14 protein-coding genes are annotated in these 17,019 nt (G+C 71.5%); 10 read left to right on the top strand and 4 right to left on the bottom strand.

Going from position 1 to position 17,019, the window contains the following annotated elements:
- Positions 1 to 139 precede the first annotated feature (139 nt).
- The 3 genes from BM004_RS29455 (at position 140) to BM004_RS29445 (ending at position 8,456) form a co-directional block, all read left to right on the top strand.
- Entirely contained in the window at positions 140 to 823 is a 684-nt protein-coding gene (locus BM004_RS29455) for a response regulator (RefSeq protein WP_177206636.1), read from the top strand.
- A gap of 14 nt (positions 824 to 837) precedes the next feature.
- On the top strand, positions 838 to 2,682 hold the full coding sequence (locus BM004_RS29450) for a hybrid sensor histidine kinase/response regulator (RefSeq protein WP_143072552.1): 1,845 nt from the start codon (positions 838 to 840) through the stop codon (positions 2,680 to 2,682).
- Positions 2,683 to 2,747: 65 nt separating this feature from the next.
- Entirely contained in the window at positions 2,748 to 8,456 is a 5,709-nt protein-coding gene (locus tag BM004_RS29445; RefSeq protein ID WP_093218765.1) for an alkaline phosphatase D family protein, read from the top strand.
- Positions 8,457 to 8,501: 45 nt separating this feature from the next.
- Here BM004_RS29445 and BM004_RS29440 read toward each other — a convergent pair whose 3' ends face one another.
- Entirely contained in the window at positions 8,502 to 9,266 is a 765-nt protein-coding gene (locus tag BM004_RS29440; protein ID WP_093132729.1) for an AraC family transcriptional regulator, read from the bottom strand.
- Positions 9,267 to 9,400: 134 nt separating this feature from the next.
- Between BM004_RS29440 and BM004_RS29435 the strand changes: the two genes are divergently transcribed.
- Both BM004_RS29435 and BM004_RS29430 read left to right on the top strand, forming a co-directional pair.
- Complete coding sequence (locus BM004_RS29435) at positions 9,401 to 10,219, top strand: sulfite exporter TauE/SafE family protein (protein ID WP_093218764.1); 819 nt, start codon at positions 9,401 to 9,403, stop codon at positions 10,217 to 10,219.
- A gap of 71 nt (positions 10,220 to 10,290) precedes the next feature.
- A complete protein-coding gene (locus tag BM004_RS29430; RefSeq protein ID WP_093218762.1) occupies positions 10,291 to 11,019 on the top strand; it encodes a glutathione S-transferase in 729 nt (242 codons plus the stop codon).
- A 12-nt stretch (positions 11,020 to 11,031) separates the two neighbouring features.
- Here the strand turns inward: BM004_RS29430 and BM004_RS29425 are convergent, their stop codons facing one another.
- Positions 11,032 to 11,529 carry a hypothetical protein gene (locus BM004_RS29425; protein WP_093218761.1) on the bottom strand — a complete coding sequence of 166 codons (498 nt, stop codon included), beginning with the start codon at positions 11,527 to 11,529 and terminating at the stop codon, positions 11,032 to 11,034.
- 96 nt (positions 11,530 to 11,625) lie between these two features.
- On the opposite strand from BM004_RS29425, the gene BM004_RS29420 reads away from it, so the two are divergent.
- Together BM004_RS29420 and BM004_RS29415 are read left to right on the top strand one after the other, a co-directional pair.
- On the top strand, positions 11,626 to 12,528 hold the full coding sequence (locus BM004_RS29420) for a LysR family transcriptional regulator (RefSeq protein ID WP_093218759.1): 903 nt from the start codon (positions 11,626 to 11,628) through the stop codon (positions 12,526 to 12,528).
- Positions 12,525 to 13,061 carry an RNA 2'-phosphotransferase gene (locus tag BM004_RS29415; protein ID WP_093218757.1) on the top strand — a complete coding sequence of 179 codons (537 nt, stop codon included), beginning with the start codon at positions 12,525 to 12,527 and terminating at the stop codon, positions 13,059 to 13,061. The genes BM004_RS29420 and BM004_RS29415 overlap by 4 nt, the downstream gene beginning before the upstream one ends.
- On the opposite strand, the gene rsmI is transcribed toward BM004_RS29415, so the two are convergent.
- The gene (rsmI, locus tag BM004_RS29410; protein ID WP_093218756.1) at positions 13,058 to 14,008 is read right to left on the bottom strand and encodes a 16S rRNA (cytidine(1402)-2'-O)-methyltransferase; all 951 of its coding nucleotides are present in this window, start codon (positions 14,006 to 14,008) and stop codon (positions 13,058 to 13,060) included. The two genes, BM004_RS29415 and rsmI, sit on opposite strands and share 4 nt — an antisense overlap.
- A gap of 45 nt (positions 14,009 to 14,053) precedes the next feature.
- Between rsmI and BM004_RS29405 the strand changes: the two genes are divergently transcribed.
- The 3 genes from BM004_RS29405 to BM004_RS29395 all read left to right on the top strand — a co-directional run bounded on the left by BM004_RS29405 (position 14,054) and on the right by BM004_RS29395 (position 15,994).
- Positions 14,054 to 14,452 carry a YraN family protein gene (locus tag BM004_RS29405; RefSeq protein WP_093218754.1) on the top strand — a complete coding sequence of 133 codons (399 nt, stop codon included), beginning with the start codon at positions 14,054 to 14,056 and terminating at the stop codon, positions 14,450 to 14,452.
- Between the two features lie 97 nt (positions 14,453 to 14,549).
- Positions 14,550 to 15,191, top strand: coding sequence for an SIS domain-containing protein (locus BM004_RS29400; protein ID WP_093218753.1), 642 nt, complete (start codon positions 14,550 to 14,552; stop codon positions 15,189 to 15,191).
- 5 nt (positions 15,192 to 15,196) lie between these two features.
- The gene (locus BM004_RS29395; protein WP_177206641.1) at positions 15,197 to 15,994 is read left to right on the top strand and encodes a BON domain-containing protein; all 798 of its coding nucleotides are present in this window, start codon (positions 15,197 to 15,199) and stop codon (positions 15,992 to 15,994) included.
- Positions 15,995 to 16,047: 53 nt separating this feature from the next.
- On the opposite strand, the gene BM004_RS29390 is transcribed toward BM004_RS29395, so the two are convergent.
- Positions 16,048 to 16,956 carry an NAD(P)-dependent oxidoreductase gene (locus tag BM004_RS29390; protein ID WP_093218751.1) on the bottom strand — a complete coding sequence of 303 codons (909 nt, stop codon included), beginning with the start codon at positions 16,954 to 16,956 and terminating at the stop codon, positions 16,048 to 16,050.
- Positions 16,957 to 17,019 lie beyond the last annotated feature (63 nt).

Genomic DNA, 17,019 nt, shown 5'->3' with positions numbered 1-17,019 from the left:
CCCGCGGCGCATCCACGGCACGGCTTGGGGGTGGCGATCGGACTAGGCCTTTGGTGTAGGTGCGTGCGCTCGCTTATTGAGGTCCTTTGCGCTAACCTGCATCGAGGCGGGGAGGTCAATGCGCTACCGAGAGGGCCCTATGAAGGTTCTGTTGGTCGATGACCATGAAATCGTCTGGAACGGCACGCGCCTCCTGCTGGAGCGCATGGCCGCCGAGATCGAGCCCGGCAGCCCCCTTCACTTCGAAGCCGTGCGGGACGCCGAGCACGCCTGCCGGCTGGAGCCCGCGGGTGTCGACCTGCTGCTGCTCGACTACCACCTGCCGCAGCTCTCGGGCGTTGCCGCGCTGAAGGCCGTGAAGGCGCACTTCGAGGCCACGCCGGTGTGCATGCAGTCGGCCGAGAGCTCGCCGCAGCGCGTGCGCGAGGTCATCGAGGCCGGCGCGGCCGGCTTCATACCCAAGTCGTATCGGCTCGAGGACATGGAAGCCGCGTTGCGCGTGGTGCTGCGCCACCGCATCTACCTGCCGGCCGAGTTCGTGCTGGCCGACGACGTGACGCGCGCGCGCTACCCCGACGAGCTGCCGCGCGAAGACCTCGCCGGCTTCCTGCGCGCCGAGCTGTCGCCGCGCCAGCGCCAGGTGCTGGCGCTCGCGATACGGGGCACGCCCGTCAAGCTCATCGCGCGCCAGCTGTCGATTGCCGAGGGCACGGTGAAGGTGCACCTGTCGATGGTCTACCGCGCGTTGGGCGCGCGCAACCGCACCGACGCCATGTGCCGCGTGTTCGACGCGCAGGCGGCGTGGGCGCTCGAGGCGGCCTGAGCGTGGGCACCGGCATGTCCACCGTGCCAGACGTGCCCGCTGCGTCCGTGGCGTCCGTGGCGTCCGTGGCGCCAGAGGTGCCACCTGCCCCCGTCGTGCCGAGCGAGCTCGACGAGCGCCGCCTGCAGGTCGTCGCCGAGCAGGCCGTGGGGCTGCGCTGGCAGATCCTGCTCACCGCGGTGGTGGTGGCCGCCATCGTCTGGCGCGACGTGCCGGCGCCCTTCGTGCTGGGCTGGTTCGCCGCGGTGATCGCCAGCCGCGAGTGGCGCGCCGCCGCGCTCGCGCGCATGGCCGCCGACCGCACGCGCCCCATTGCCGCGCGGCTGCGCGCCACGGTGCGCTGGAACGTGCTGATCGGCGCGTGCAACGGCTCGGCGGCGCTGTTCATGACGCGGCTCGACCCGACGCTCGACGCGGTGCTCACGATGATCCTGGTGTCCTGGGGCGCGGGCGCGGTGTCCACCAGCGCCACCGTGATGCCCGCCTTCCTGGCCTACGCGGGCCTGCTCTTCGTGCCCACCGCCGCCATGTGGCTGGTGTCGGGCGGCTGGCTCGGGTGGTGCGTGGGCGCGCTGGTGCTGATGTTCTTCGGCGTGCAGACGCGCTTCGCCAAACGCAACCTGCAGACCTTCGAGGAGTCGTTCGGCATCCGCGCCGAGAACCAGGCGCTGGCCACCTCGCTGGAGTTCGAGCGCGCGCAACTCGCCATTGCGCGCGACGAGGCGGTGCGCGCCAACAACGACAAGAGCCGCTTCCTGGCCGGCGCCAGCCACGACCTGCGCCAGCCGCTGCAGGCCATGGCGCTCAACGTGGGCGCGCTGCGCCACGTGGGCATGGCGCCCGACGCGCGCGCCATCGTCGACGTGGTCGACACCAGCCTGGAGCAGCTGCGCGCCATGCTCGACGCGCTGCTCGACGTGTCGAAGCTCGACGCCGGCGTGGTGGTGGCGCAGCCGCAGCGCGTGCGGCTCGACCGGCTGCTGTCGGCCGTGATGAGCAGCTTCGGCGCGGCGGCCGCGGCGCGCCAGGTCGAGCTACGCACCGCCTGCCCCGGCGGCCTGGCGGTGCACACCGACCCCGACCTGCTGCGCCGCATGCTGGCGAACCTGATCGACAACGCGATCAAGTTCTCGCCTTCAGGCGGACGGGTCGATGTGCGCGTTCGTGCGGAGGACGCGGCGCATGTGGAGCTCGCCGTGCAAGACACCGGCCCCGGCATCGCGCCCGAGAACCATCGCCTCGTGTTCGAAGACCTGGTGCGGCTGCAAGGGCCGGGCGAAGGCAGCGCGCCTGCCGCGGGACACGGGCTGGGCCTGGGCATCGTGCGGCGCATGGCGGAGTTGCTCGGCGTGCCGGTCGAGCTTGAATCGAGTCCCGGCGCGGGCGCCTGCTTTCGGCTGCGGCTGCCGCGCGCGGCGCCGGCCGATGCGCAGGGCGACGACACGCGCGCGCCGTGGAGCCTGGCCGGGCGCTGCGTGCTGGTGCTCGAAGATGACCCGATGGTGCGCGGCGCCTACCTCAACGCGCTGGGCGCAATGGGCTGCCGCGTGCTGTCCGCGGCCACCGTCGAAGAGGCACTGGCCCAGCTCGGCCAACCCGGCCAGCCCGATGCGGTGGTGGTCGACTGCCGGCTGGGCGGCGGCGTGTCGGGCTTCTACGCGGTCGAGCGCCTGCGCGCGCAGCGCTGCGACGTGCGCGCATTGCCTGCGCTGCCCGCATTGCCCATCGTCATGGTCACGGCCGACACCGACCCGGCGGTGATCGAGGCGGCGCGCAGGCATGCCCTGCTGCTGCTGCGCAAGCCCGTCGACGACCTCGGGCTGGGCCGCGCGCTGGCCGAGGCCATCGACCGGTCCTGAATCCTCACCCGCATCCACACGTCCACACGTCCACACGTCCACACGCACGTTGACAGGAGCCGACCATGACGAACGGCAGCCGCCGCGACGACCAAGACGACCACGACCCGGGCGATCGCCTGCTCTCGCAAGGCGCCGAGGTGCTGGTGCGCGAGATTCTCGCGGCGCCGCCCGGCGCATTGCACTGCGAGGTGCTGGTCATCGGCAGCGGCTATGGCGGTGCGGTGGCTGCGGCGCGGCTCGCGGGGGCCGTGCCCTTGGACGCGCCGCCCGGCGCGGCACCGGCCAAGGTCTATGTGCTGGAGCGCGGCAGCGAGTACCTGCCCGGCGAGTTTCCGGCCAGCTTCGCCGAACTGCCGGGCCATGTGCGCTTCAGCATGCAGGACGGCAAGCCGGCGCGCGGCAACGCCTCGGGCCTGTTCGACGTGCGCCTGGGCGGCAAGGTGAACGCGCTGCTGGGCAACGGGCTGGGCGGCGGCTCGCTCATCAACGCGGCGGTGATGGAGCGCGCCACGCCCGACGCCTTCGAGAGCGGATGGCCCGCGTATGTCGACCCGCACGCGCTGGCCGACGGCTACGCCAAGGCCGAGGCCATGCTGTCGCCCGAGCAGATTCCGGAGACCGTCTCCAAGCTGGCCTCGCTGATGAAGGCCGGCGCGCGGATGCATGCGGCCTCGAGCGGCAAGGCCCGCGTGGCCATCGCCTTTGCGGACGGCACGCACACGCCGGCCAACGTGGCGATGCACCGCTGCCTGCGCTGCGGCGACTGCGTCAGCGGCTGCAACCACCGCGCCAAGAAATCGCTGGACACCAACTACCTCGCGCAGGCCCATGCACGCGGCGCGCGGCTGTTCACGGGCGCCACGGCGCACCGCATCAGGGCCTTGCCTGGCGGTGCGGGCTATGAAGTCGAGTTCTTCTTCACCGACCGGCGCAAGGCACGCACCGACAACACGCGGCCCTATGTGCTGCGCGCGCGCCGCGTGGTGGTGGCCGCGGGCACGCTGGGCTCGACCGAGCTGCTGCTGCGCTCGCAGGCGGGCGGCCTGCCGGTTGCGCCGTCGCTGGGCGCGGGCTTCTCGGCCAACGGCGACATGATCGCGGTGGCGGCCGACCAGGACGACGAGGCGCTGTCCAGCGCGCTGGAAGGCGACGCGCCCGAGCAGCGGGGCATCGGCCCGACCATCACGGGGCTGGTGCGCACCCGCGCGAAAAAGGGTGAGAAGGGTGAGAAGGGCGAGCGCCCGCTGGTGATCGAGGAGTTCGCCATACCCGGCCCGCTGCGCCGCCTGCTGGCCGAGGTGGTCGCCACCACCGACGCGCTGCAGGGGCTCGCGCGCATGGACTTCGATCTTCATTCGCCGGACGAGACGCGCGACCCGCTGGCCGTGGACGACGACATGCTGCGCCGCACGCCGGTCTACGGAATGATGGGCGACGACGGCGCTGGGGGCACGGTCGAGTTCGTCGGCGGCAGCGACGGTGACAGCGATGGCGATGTGCTGGCCGACGCGCAGGTGCGCGTGGCGTGGCCGAAGGTGGCCGCGCTGCCGGTGTTCGCGGCACAGCTGCGCGCGCTGCGCACGGCGCACGGCGGCTCGGGCGGGCTCGGCGGGCGCGTGCTGCCCAACCCGCTGTGGCAGCCGATTCCGCCGTTCGGCAGTCTCGCGGCCTTCGGGAGCGCGCTGGACGACGTGGGCTCGGTGCTCACGGTGCATCCGCTGGGCGGCTGCCGCATGGCCGACCGGCGCGAAAGCGGCGTGGTCGACAGCCACGGCCGCGTCTACAGCGGCGCGGGTGAAGTGCAGTCGCTGCTGCCCGGGCTGGCGGTGCTCGACGGGTCGATCGTGCCGGTGTCGCTGGGCATCAACCCCTCGCTGACCATCGCGGCGCTGGCCGAGCGCGCGGTGCCGGTGCTGGCCGCCGACTGGGGCCTGGCGCTGGCCGACGCGCCGCCGCCGCCCGCGTCGCAGCGCCCCTTGCGCCGCGACCTCACGCACCCGCGCACGCCCGCACCCACGCGCGTGTCGCTGCGCGAGCGCATGACGGGCCGCGTGCTCATCGACGGCCAGCCCTTCGACCTCAGCGCCGAGGCGGAGTTCGAACCCGTCGACGTGCCCACCCTGCGCGCGGCGCCCCGTTCGCTGTCGCAACCCGTGGTGACCTTGTGCTTCGGCAAGGGCGACAACGCCCCGGTGGCGCACTGCACCGGCACCGCCGCGATGCTGGTGCGCGAGAAGTGCGACAGCATCGTTCGCATCCTGCGCAGCCACGGGCTCGCGCGCAAGAAGCTGCTGGCGCTGGTGAAGCTCTTTCTCGAGCCGCAAGGCTCGCAAGGCGATGCGCCGGCCGGCCCTGCCGATCCTGCCGATCCTGCCGACGAGGAAGACAACGCCGTCTTCGAAGGCCCGACCATGGCCGACCTGCTCGCGCTGTGCTCTCACCTCGGGCAGGCGCGCCTCATCGAATACGAGTGGACGGTGCAGCGCGTGGAGAACGGCCCGCCGCTGAAGGTGGGCGACCGCCTGACGCTCACCAAGCGCATCGCGTTCGTCGAAGGCGGCAACCCCTGGCGGCAACTGAGCGAAGGCGAGCTGCGGCGCGTCGGGCCCTTCACGTCGCAGGACCTGGGCTGGATGACGCTCGACCCTTCCTACTTCGTCGAGAAGCAGCAGCCCCTGCTGTGCGTGGAGCACCAGCAGGACATGCCCAACCAGCTGGGCGACCTGGCCGAGCTGGCGCTGTGGGTGCTGCGCATCGTGCTGCAGATCCACGTGCTGGACTTCGTGCCGCCGCCGGACTCGCCGAAGACCGAGTGCGAACGCCTGCCCGGCGTGGTGGACGGCGTGACGCCGGAGCCTGTCGATGTCCTGTCCTGTCCAGGCGCCCGCGCTGCGCCGCCGCGGCTGCTGTCGCGCTACCGACCGCCGTCGCCGCGCGCCGGCACGCGGCCCGTGATGCTGATCCACGGCTACGGCGCGAGCGGCTCGACCTTCTCGCACAGGAGCATTCCCGGCAACCTGGTGCACAGCCTGCTCGAGGCGGGACGCGAGGTGTGGGTGCTCGACCTGCGCACCAGCATCGGCTTCCCGGCCCGGCCGCGCGCGTACTGGTCGTTCGACGAGGTGGCCGAGACCGACATTCCCGATGCCGTGCGCACCGTGCAGGCGGCCTATGCAAGCACGGGCACGGACACGGACACGGACACGGACACGGGCGTGGCCCCGGTGCAGATCGACGTGGTGGCGCATTGCATCGGCGCGGCCATGTTCAGCGTGGCGGTGCTGCGCACGCCCGGGCTGCACGAGGACATCGGCGCGGTGGTGCTGTCGCAGGTCGGGCCGCTGCTGCGCGCGACGGCGTTCAACCGCTTCCGCGGCTACGTGGCGGGCTACCTGCAGCAGTTCGCCGGCATCGACGAGTTCGACACGCGCCCCGAGCTCACGCGCATGAAGCGCCTGCTGGTCGACGGGCTGCTGGCGACCTTTCCGTACCCCGACGACGACGGCGAGGCGCAGACCCTGAAGACGGCGCCGGGCTTCGCGGCCGTGCGGCACCGGGCCGACGCCATCTTCGGCCAGACCATGCGGCTGCACAACATCGGCAAGGACACGCTGGATTCGCTCGACTCGATCTACGGCTTCGTGAAGCTGCGCGGCCTCTCGCAGGTCGGCTGCTATGCGCGCGAAGAGGTGCTGACCGACGCCGGCGGCCAGAACCGCGCGGTGGCGTTCGAGCAGATCGGCAGGCGCTTCGGCTTTCCGGTGCTGATGCTGCACGGGCGGCAGAACGCGGTGTTCGACTGGCGCGGCTCGTACGACAGCTTCTGGCTGCTCAAGCGCGTGTTCGGCAAGGACGACGGCCTGCCGCGCGATCCGCCCGAACTGCCGGCGCCGGGCAAGGGCGACCTCTTCCTGGGCGAGGGCACGCCGCACCAGCTGCGGGTGCTCGACGCCTACGGCCACCAGGACACGCTGATCGGCGAGAAGGCCTGCGACGACGTGTTCCCGCACATCGTCGGCTTCCTCGATGTCTTCGGCGGGAAGCCGGGCGTCGAGAAGCCGGCCGACCCCGACTGGCTGGTGAGCCTGCCGTGGACCGGGCCGTGGCTCGGCCACGCGAGCCGCGTGGCCGGCAATGCGGGCCGGCTGCATTGCCGCCTGGCGCTGCGGCCGCCGCCGGCGCATGCGTCGGCACGCGCCGTGGTCTTCGTGCCCGCGACACGCGAGAACGGGCAGTGGCAGTTCGACTTCTCTTTCATGGTCGGCCGCGTGGCCACGCGCGAGACGCTGCTGCAGGCCGCTGTCGAGGTCGACCTGTTCGACCACATGCTTCCGAAGTACCAGGGCTTTGCCGTGCTCACCGTGCATGACGACCTGCCGATGGCGCGCGGCCCGGTCGAGGTGCTGGGCCGGTCGCTGATGAGCGGGCTCTTCGCCGACCCGCACGACGAGCCGATCGATGCGATCCGCGCGCAGGTGGAGCACATGCTGAAGACCGCGAGCGGCCCGCAGCTGGACCGCGCCGTGGTGCGGCTCGACCCCGCGTGGACCGGCGCCGTGCAGCCCGACGGCACGCCCGCGCAGGACGCGCTGTGCTTTGCGCTCGCGAGCTGCCAGTACATGCCGGGGCTGGTCGACCGGCTGCCCGCGCAGGTGTCGTACCAACGGCTTGCAGATCGGCTGGAAGGGAAGGAGGGGACCGAAGCGCTCGTGCCGCCGCACAAGCCGCAACTGCTCCTGCTCACCGGAGACCAGGTCTACGTCGACCAGACCGCGGGGCTCTTCGTGCCCGCGGGCGGCGACGACGTGGGGCAGGCCTATGCGCTCACCTTCAGGCTGGAGGCGCTGCGGCAGGTGATGGCGTCGCTGCCGACCTACCCGCTGCTCGACGACCACGAGGTGATGGACGACTGGGAGCCCAGCCCCGACCCGTACGGCAACCCGGCCGAGCAGGTGGCGCTCGACAGCTACTTCGCGCAGCAGCACAAGCTGGTGCACGACATCGATGCGCGGCGCTGCGACCAGCGGCCTTTCGACTACCGCATCGCGCCGGCCGGCTTTCCGTTCTACATGCTCGACACGCGCAGCCTGCGCCAGCGCCGTGCGCTGCGCACCGACGCGCCGGCCGCGGCCGTTGCGACCCCGTTGGCGCAGGCCGCCATTCGCGCCGAGCCCGGCATGGCCGACCTGAAGACGTGGCTGGAGGCCGCGTCCGCCGAGGTGCCCAGGTTCATCGTCTCGCCCGTGGCGCTGTTCCCCATGCCGCGCGCGGCCGTCTTCGGCGACCCGGCGCAGCGCCTGGGCATGGACGACTGGAGTGGCTACCCGGCCTCGCAGCGCGTGCTGCTCGAGCTGCTGCGCGACACCACGGCGCGGCATGTGGTGGTGCTGTCGGGCGACCGGCACATGTCGAGCGTGTCGAGCCTCTGGCTGCAGGGCGCGGGCGGGCCGGTGGAGGTGATCTCGGTCGTGTCTTCGGGCCTGTATGCGCCCTGGACCTTCGTCAATTCGCGGCCCGACGAGTTCTGGCTCGACGGCACGGCGGACCTCGGCCCCGCGCCGGACGCCTTCGGCGCGACGATGGTCACGGCGGCGGTGGGCACCGGCAACGGCTTTGCCGTGGTGCAGGTGGAGCGCGGCGCCACGGGGCATTGGCGCATCGGCGTGAACCTCGACCTCGACGACGGGCTCACGCGCTGCCTGCGCGACCTGGACCCGGCCGCGGGCGACGGCTGGACGGTGCAGGGGCCGGCGCGCTTCGCCCGCGTGTAGCGGCTGTGCCCATGTCCGCGCTTGTTCCCGTGCCTGCTCCCGCGCCTACGCCATCGCGAAATGCGACGGAGGCCGCCCCAGCGTCCTGCGGAACATGGTCGAGAACGCGCCCGGGCTGTCGTAGCCCATGTCCAGCGCCACCGCCGTCACCGGCTCGCCCGCGGCCAGCCGCGACAGCGCCACCAGCACGCAGGCCCGCTGGCGCCACTTGCCGAAGGACATGCCGGTCTCCAGGCTGAAGCGCCGGTTGAAGGTGCGCTCGCTCACGTGGAGCCGGGCGGCCCACGCAGAGGGCGCCGCATGCACGTCGGGTTGGCGAAGAAAGTCCACGCACAGCGTGGCCAGCGCCGCGTCGCGCGGCAGCGGCACGTGCAGCGGCAGCACCTCGGCGCGGGCCAGCTCGTGCAGCACCAGGCGCATCAGCACGCCGTCGCGGCCCTGCCTGTCGTAGGCCGCCGGCAGGTCGACCGCCTCCATCAGCAACTGGCGCAGCAGCGGCGACACGTTGAGCACCTGGCACTGGTCGCCCTGGCGCGGCACGGCGCGCGGCTCGATGTAGAGGCTGCGCGTGCTCACGCCCAGCATGCGCACGCGGTGCGGCTTGCCGGCCGGAATCCACACGCCGCGTTGCGGCGGCACCACCCACGCGCCGTCGTCGGAGCCGACCTCCATCACGCCCGTGGCACCGTAGAGAAACTGCGCGCGGCGGTGGCTGTGCGTGGGCAGCAGATGGCCCGGCGGGTAGTCGGTGCCGATGGCCAGCACCGGGCGGTCGACGGCGTCGACGGTGTCGATGGAGATGTTGCGCATCGCAAAAAGGCTGGCTGTGGGGAACGCTGCGGGGTTGGCCGAAATGAAGACATCATTGTCGAACATGCGCAAGCGCGCCAGGCGGCCGGGGCCTATCGTCAAGGCCTTCCTTCAACGCTTCCTGGAGTTCCTTCGTGTCGATCTATCTCGTGCTCGCGGCTTTCGGCGGGCTGGCGGGCGTCACCACCGTGCTGTTCGGCTTCGGTGGCGGCTTCGTCGTGGTGCCCTTGCTGTACCGCGCATTGGTCCTCGCGCACGGCGCCGACAGCGCGGTGGGCCGGTCCGCCATGCACATCGCCGTGGCCACGTCCACCTGCGTGATGATCGTCAGCGCGCTGCTCGCCACGCGGCGCCACCAGCGCGCCGGCACGATCGACTGGGCGCTGATCCGCCCGCTGCTGGGCTGCATCGGCATCGGCGCCGTGGTGGGCGCGGCGATGGCCGTGGCCGCCAACGGCGAGTTCGTGCGCTGGGCCTTCATCGCCTACCTGGGCCTGACCATCCTCGACTGCCTGTTTCGCCCCGGCTTCATGACGCACGACGCAGCGGCCGTGGTGCGCCCGCTGTCGCGCACAGTGGCCACTGTCGGCAGCTTCTTCATCGGGCTGGTCGCGGCCTTCCTCGGCGTGGGCGGCAGCGTGATGACGGTGCCGCTGATGCGCCGCCGCGGGATCGACATGACGCGCGCCACCGCCATGGCCAACCCGCTGTCGCTGCCCATCGCCGTGGCGGGCACGGCCACCTACATGGCGCTGGCGTGGCGCGCCACCTCGACGCTCGAGGGCTGGCACATCGGCTATGTCGACGTGCCCGCGTTCGCCGCGCTGGTGGCCGGCTCGCTGGTGGGCGTGCGCGCCGCGGCGCCGCTCATCGGCCGCATGCCGCACCGCGTGCACGCCTGGGGCTACATCGCGCTGCTCGCGCTGGTGCTGGCGGGCATGGCGCTGCGCTGAGCGCGTAGGCCAAGTTCGGCTCTTGGGCCCGGCCTGTTGCGGCGCCGCGCCGAGCCTGACACCATGGACGCATGCCATACCAACTCCATTACTGGCCCACCATCCAGGGCCGAGGCGAATTCGTGCGGCTCGCGCTCGAAGCGGCCGGCGCCGACTACGTCGACGTGGCGCGCCTGCCCGAGTCCAAGGGCGGCGGCGGGTCCGCGCTGGGCGAGCGGCTGGACGACCCGAACAACGCGCGCCCGGCGTTCGCGCCGCCGTTCCTGGTGGACGGCGACGTCGTGGTCGGGCAGACCGCCGCGATCCTGCTGTACCTGGGGCCGCGGCTCGGGCTGGCGGGCGTGGGCGAGTCCGACGGGCTGTGGACGCACCAGCTGCAACTGACCATTGCCGATGCGGTGGCCGAGGCGCACGACACGCACCACCCGATTTCCACCGGCGCCTACTACGAAGACCAGCGCGAGGCCGCCGAGCAGCGCGCGAAGGCCTTTCGCGACGAGCGCATTCCGAAGTTCCTGAACTGGTTCGAACGCATCCTGCAGCGCAACCCCGCGGGCAGCCTGCACCTGGTGGGCGACACGCTGACCTATGCGGACCTGTCGCTGTTCCAGCTGGCCGACGGGTTGCACTACGCCTTTCCCAAGGCCACCGCGCGGGCGCTGGCCGCCACGCCGGCGGTGGAGAAGCTGCACGACAACATCAAGCGCCGCCAGCGCGTGCGCGACTACCTGCAGAGCCCGCGGCGCATCGCGTTCAACGAAGACGGCATCTTCAGGCGCTACGCCGAGCTCGACGGCTAGCCGCGCGGCCCTTCACGCGACCAGTGCCGCCGCGTCTTTCCACGCCGGCAGCAGCACCAGCCCTTCGACCGTCACCGGCTTGCGCTGCGGGCCGAACAGGTAGCGGTGCGGAACGACGCCTTCGAGGTGGTGCAGCACGTCGGTGCGGTCGTCGATGAAGTGCGTGATGTGCAGCTGCCGACAGTGGTCGGCCTTCTGCGGCCGCTGCAGGCAGAAGCGCAGGTTGTCGGGCGCCATGCCGGTGCGCTCGAAGAAGCGGTGGTGCCGAAGCCATGCGCGGCTCTTGGCCTGCACGCTGGGCCCGCACTTCGACACCAGCCACACGCGGCCTTCGAACTTGTCGACCAGCGGCGCCACGGCCTCGAACATGCCTTCGTAGGGCGGGGTGTCGAGCGCGTCCTGCAGCGAGCCGCCGATGAACGCGGTGTCGGCGCCGTCGGCGCGTTCGGCGGCGATGAGCACGCGGCCGATGTCGATGCCCAGGCGGGGGATGGATGGCTTGTTCTTCATTTCTTGTTCCTCGTGTGTTGATGCAGCCGGATCGTAGAAACGAAGGCCATCATCGGGAACTACTGATATTGGATGTGCTATCCATAAAATGGATAGATGGACGTTCCACACATTCCACGCACCAACCTCGACGCGCTGCAGTCGTTCGGCGTGTTCGCCGACACGCTGAACTTCAGCGAATCGGCGCGCCTGCTGCACATCAGCCAGCCGGCGCTGCACGCCAAGGTGCGCAAGCTGTCGGAGCAGCTCGACGCCAAGCTGTACATGCGCGTGGGCAGCGCGCTCGAACTCACGCGTGCGGGCGAGCAGGTCGCGCGGCATGCGCGGGAGCTGTTGCTGCTCAACCAGCGCTTCACGAAGGGGCTGGCCGAGGGGCAGGACACGCCCGTCGTCACGCTGGCGGCGGGCGAGGGCGCTTACCTGTACCTGCTGGGCAAGGCGCTGTCGCAGTTCTCGGGGCCGGGCGCCTCGCCGCACCTGCAGCTGCTCACGCGCAACCGCGACGAGGCCATCCAGGCGGTGCGCGCGGGCCAGGCGCAGCTGGGCATTGCGCCGCTGGGCACGGTGCCGGCGGACCTGCATGCGGTGCGCCTCACGGTGGTCGGGCAGGTGCTGGTGGTGCCGCGCACGCACGCGCTGGCGTCGCGCAAGGCGGTGCGCCTGCGCGACCTGAAGGGCGCGCAACTGATCGTGCCGCCGGCGGGACGGCCACACCGCGAGTTGCTCGGGCGGCTGCTGCAGGCCGAGTCGGTGCCGTGGCAGCCGTCGCTCGAGGCCAATGGCTGGGAGCTGATGCTGCGCTTCGCCCAGCTGGGTTTCGGCCTGACGGTGGTCAACGCCTGCTGCCGCATTCCGAAGGGGCTGGCGGCGGTGCCGCTGCAGGGCTATCCGCCGCTCGAATACCACGTGTTCCACGCGGCCGACCGGCCTCCGTCCGCGCATGTGCAGCGCCTGTGGAACGCGCTGCTGGCGCACGCCGATCACTGGAAGACGACATGACACCCGAAGACACGAGCAAGTTCATCGCCTATGTGCTGCGGCACGCGCCGGAGTCCATCGGGCTGCGGCTCGACGCGCAGGGCTGGGCCGGCATCGACGCGCTGGTGGCGGGCGCGGTGGCCGGGGGACGCGAGCTGGCGCGGGCGGACGTCGTGCGCGCGGTCGATTCGGGCACCAAGAAGCGCTACGAGCTGTCGGGCGACGGGCAGCGCATTCGCGCGCTGCAGGGCCATTCGACGCCGCAGGTCAGCCGCAGCTTCGAGGCAGTGGTGCCGCCGGCCGTGCTTTTTCACGGCACCGCGACGCGCTTTCTCGATGCGATCCGCGAACAGGGCCTGAAGCCGGGATCACGCCAGCATGTGCACCTGTCCGCCGAAGAAGCGACCGCGGTGCAGGTCGGGCAGCGCCATGGCAAGGCGCATGTGCTGCAAGTCGACGCGGCCCGCATGCATGCGCTGGGCCACGCGTTCCATCGCGCGGAAAACGGCGTGTGGCTGACCGACGCCGTGCCGCCCGAATTCCTGTCGGGCTAGCTTTCTTCGTCGGCGCCGTTGCGGATGCGCAGCGCGGTTTCGTACAGCGTGTTGCGCGGCGCGCCGCTGATCTCGGCGGCCAGCTTCACGGCCGTTTTCACGGGCAACTCGGCCAGCAGCAGGCGCAGCACGCGCTCGCCTTCGGCACCGTCGTTGCCACTCACCGCCACGGGATGCAGCACCAGCGCGAACTCGCCGCGCGTGCGGTCGCGGTCGGCGGCGAACCAGTCGGGCAGGGCGCTGGCCGCCACGGTCGCGATTTCCTCGAACTGCTTGGTGAGCTCGCGGCCCACGGTGACGCGGCGCTCGCCCAGCGTGGCCAGCGCGCGCGCCAGGGTTTCGATGCGGTGCGGCGCCTCCAGCAGCACCACGGCGCGCGGCTCCTGCGACAGGGCCTGCACGGCGGTGTCGCGCTCGCCGGCCTTGCTCGGCAGGAAGCCCGCGAAGACGAAGGCGCTGCTGGCGTTGCCGTCGCCGCCGTCGGCCACCAGGCCGGCCGCGCCCACCAGGGTGGTCACGGCGCTGGCGCCCGGCAGCGGCAGCACGCGCTGGCCGGCCGCGCGCACGGCCGCGGCCAGACGCGCGCCGGGGTCGCTCACGCCGGGCGTGCCGGCGTCGCTGACGTAGGCGATGCGCTCGCCCTGCGCAAGGCGCGCCACCACGGTCTGCGCGGCCTCGGCCTCGTTGTGCTGGTGCACCGCGAGCAGGCGCGAGCCGGGCCGGTCGATGCCGTAGGCGCGCAGCAGGGTCTGGGTGTGGCGCGTGTCCTCGCAGGCGATGGCGTCGACCAGTTGCAGCACATGCAGCGCGCGCAGCGTGATGTCGGCCAGGTTGCCGATCGGCGTGGCGACCACGTAAAGGGTGCCCTGCGGATAATGCTGCGCACCCGCGGCGTCGTGCGCGGCCGCGAGGGCGGCGCCGAAAGAAGCAGGGGCGAGTGAAGCCAAGAGGTTTCTCCGAGAGAACGAAAAGAAGATTGCAGGCAGGGAGCCATGAAGACCACCAGCACGACCACCGGTACCGCCGCCACCACCAAGCGGCGCGGCGATGCGGCCGAGGACGCCGCGCTCGCGCATCTGCAGGACGCCGGCCTCGTGCCGCTGGCGCGCAATTATCGGACCCCCGGGCGCGGCGGCGGCGAGATCGACCTGATCATGCGGGATCCGCGGGGTTCTTCCGGCGGCACGCTGGTGTTCGTGGAGGTGCGCCAGCGCAGCACCGGCGCGCACGGCGGCGCGGGCGGCAGCATCACCGGGCCGAAGCAGCGGCGCATCGTGTTCGCCGCGCAGCATTACCTGAGCCGGCTGCGCACGGTGCCGCCGTGTCGATTCGACGTGGTGCTGGTCGAGGAGAAAATCACCTGGCTGCAGGCCGCGTTCGACGCGAGCTGAAGCGGGCCAACGCGGCCCTTCCCGGGAACTGAAGCCTTGCGCGAGGCTCCACAACTCACACGTCTTGTTTCACAACCCCCAGTTATCATCCCGCCTCATGCTCGAGCAACGGATTCAGCAGCACTTCATCGACAGTGCCGACCTCAAATACCAGACCGGACCGGTCCTCAGCAAACCCATCTCTCAAGCGATGCAGGCGATCCTTGCCTGCGTGACCAGCGGCGGCAAGGTGCTGGCCTGCGGCGCCGGCGTGTCGGGGCTGCTGGCGGCCCAGTTCGCCTCGCAGTTCGTGGGCCGTTTCGAACGCGAGCGGCCCGAGCTCGGCGCCATTGCGCTGCCGGGCGACAGCACCGACCCCAACGCCGACAGCGCCACCTCCATGGACGCCGACCGCTTCGCCCGCCAGGTGCGCGCGCTGGGCCAGGCCGGCGACGTGCTGCTGGCCCTGAGCGCCAGCGGCCAGTCGGCCGCGGTGCTGGCCGCCGTGGCGGCCGCGCACGAACGCGACATGACCGTGGTCGCGCTGCTGGGCAATGCGAGCGCCGGTGCTTCGGCGCCGGGCGCGGGCAGCAGCGGTTCCGGCGGTGCCATCGGCCGCGCGCTGCGCGAGACCGACGTCCAGATCAGCGTGCCGCACGAGCGTGCGGCGCGCATCCATGAAATCCACCAGCTCGCGCTGCATTGCCTGTGCGACGGCGTGGATGCCCAGTTACTCGGAGAACAGGAAGTTTCCCCATGACCCTCATCACCATGAAGACCATGACGAAGACATCGACCCAACGTTTCGCCATTGCACTCACCCTCGGCACCGCACTGCTCGCCGGCCTCTCGGCCTGCGTGCCGCTCGTGGTGGGCGGCGCCGCGGTGGTGGGCGTGGGCATGGTGGCGACCGACCGCCGCAGCTCGGGCGCCCAGCTGGACGACCAGGGCATCGAGCTGCGCGCCGCGGCCCGCGTGCGCGACATCGCCAACGACAACATGTACGTGAGCGTCACCAGCTTCAACCGCCAGGTGCTGCTGACCGGCGCCGTGGGCAGCGATGCCGACCGCCGCCGCGTCGAGGACGAGGTGAGCCGCATCGTGAACGTGCGCTCGGTGGTGAACGAACTCACCGTGGGCGCCTCGAGCACCTTCCAGGACCGCTCGAACGACCTCTACGTCACCGGCAAGATCAAGGCCTCACTGCTCGACGCCAAGGACATCTTCGCGAACTCGTTCAAGGTGGTGACCGAGCGCGGCACGGTCTACCTGATGGGCATCGCCACGCGGCGCGAAACCGACCGCGCCACCGAGATCACGCGCGGCGTGTCGGGCGTGGTGAAGGTGGTGCGCGTGGTCGAGGTGGTGTCCGAAGCCGACCTGGCGGCCAGCCAGGCCGCGAACCAGGCCGCCGCGCAGCGCGGCGGGCAGGGCCCGGCGCCGGTGACGTCGGCCTCGCCGTCGACGTCATCGTCGTCTTCTTCTTCCTCCTCGTCGCGCGTGCCGCTGCCGCCGATGGAGCCGCTGCCCGCGAGCGGCGCGACCACGTCGCCGATCCGCTGAAGACGCCGTATTGAAGGCGTTGAACTGAAAAAGCCCGCATCAGCGGGCTTTTTTCATTTGAGCCGGGTGATCAGGCTCGAGGTGTCCCAGCGCCTTCCGCCGGACTGCTGCACGTCGGCGTAGAACTGGTCGACCAGCGCCGTGACCGGCACGCGCGCGCCGTTGCGCTTGGCTTCGTCGAGCACCAGGCCCAGGTCCTTGCGCATCCAGTCGACCGCGAAACCGTAGTCGAACTTGCCTTCGATCATGGTCTTGCCGCGGTTTTCCATCTGCCAGCTCTGGGCCGCGCCCTTGCTGATGACGCCCAGCACGGCTTCCATGTCGAGGCCGGCGCGCTGGCCGAAGGCGATGGCTTCCGACAGGCCCTGCACCAGGCCCGCGATGGCGATCTGGTTGACCATCTTGGCGAGCTGGCCGGCGCCGCTCTCGCCCAGCAGCGTGACCGCGCGCGAGAACGCCATGGCCACGGGCTTGATGCGTTCGAACACGGCCGCGTCGCCGCCGCACATGACGGTGAGCGCGCCGTTCTGCGCGCCGGCCTGGCCGCCCGAGACGGGGGCGTCGATGAAGTGCATGCCCAGCGCCTGCGCCGCCTTCGCCAGCTCGCGGGCCACGTCGGCCGAAGCGGTGGTGTGGTCGACGAAGGCCGCGCCCTTCTTCATGCCGGCGAAGGCGCCGTCGTCGCCCAGCACCACGGAGCGCAGGTCGTCGTCGTTGCCGACGCAGCAGAACACGATGTCCGCGCCGGCCGCGGCTTCGCGCGGCGTGGGCGCATGGCGCCCGGGGGCGCCGAACTCGTCGGCCCAGGCCTGTGCCTTGGCGGGCGAGCGGTTGTAGACCGTGACGGTGTGGCCGGCCTTGGCCAGGTGGCCGGCCATGGGGCCGCCCATGACGCCGAGGCCGAGGAAGGCCACGGTCTGCGCCGGGACGGATTCGTAGGTGCGGGTGTTGATGCTGCTCATGGGGCGACAGCTTAAAGCCATTCCGCGACAGGTGCGATAGGCTCAAACCTGTACGTGCACGTA

The sequence above is a fragment of the Variovorax sp. OK212 genome, assembly GCF_900112425.1.
Lineage (GTDB): Bacteria > Pseudomonadota > Gammaproteobacteria > Burkholderiales > Burkholderiaceae_C > Variovorax.
This window is presented reverse-complemented; position numbering and strand designations above follow the sequence as displayed.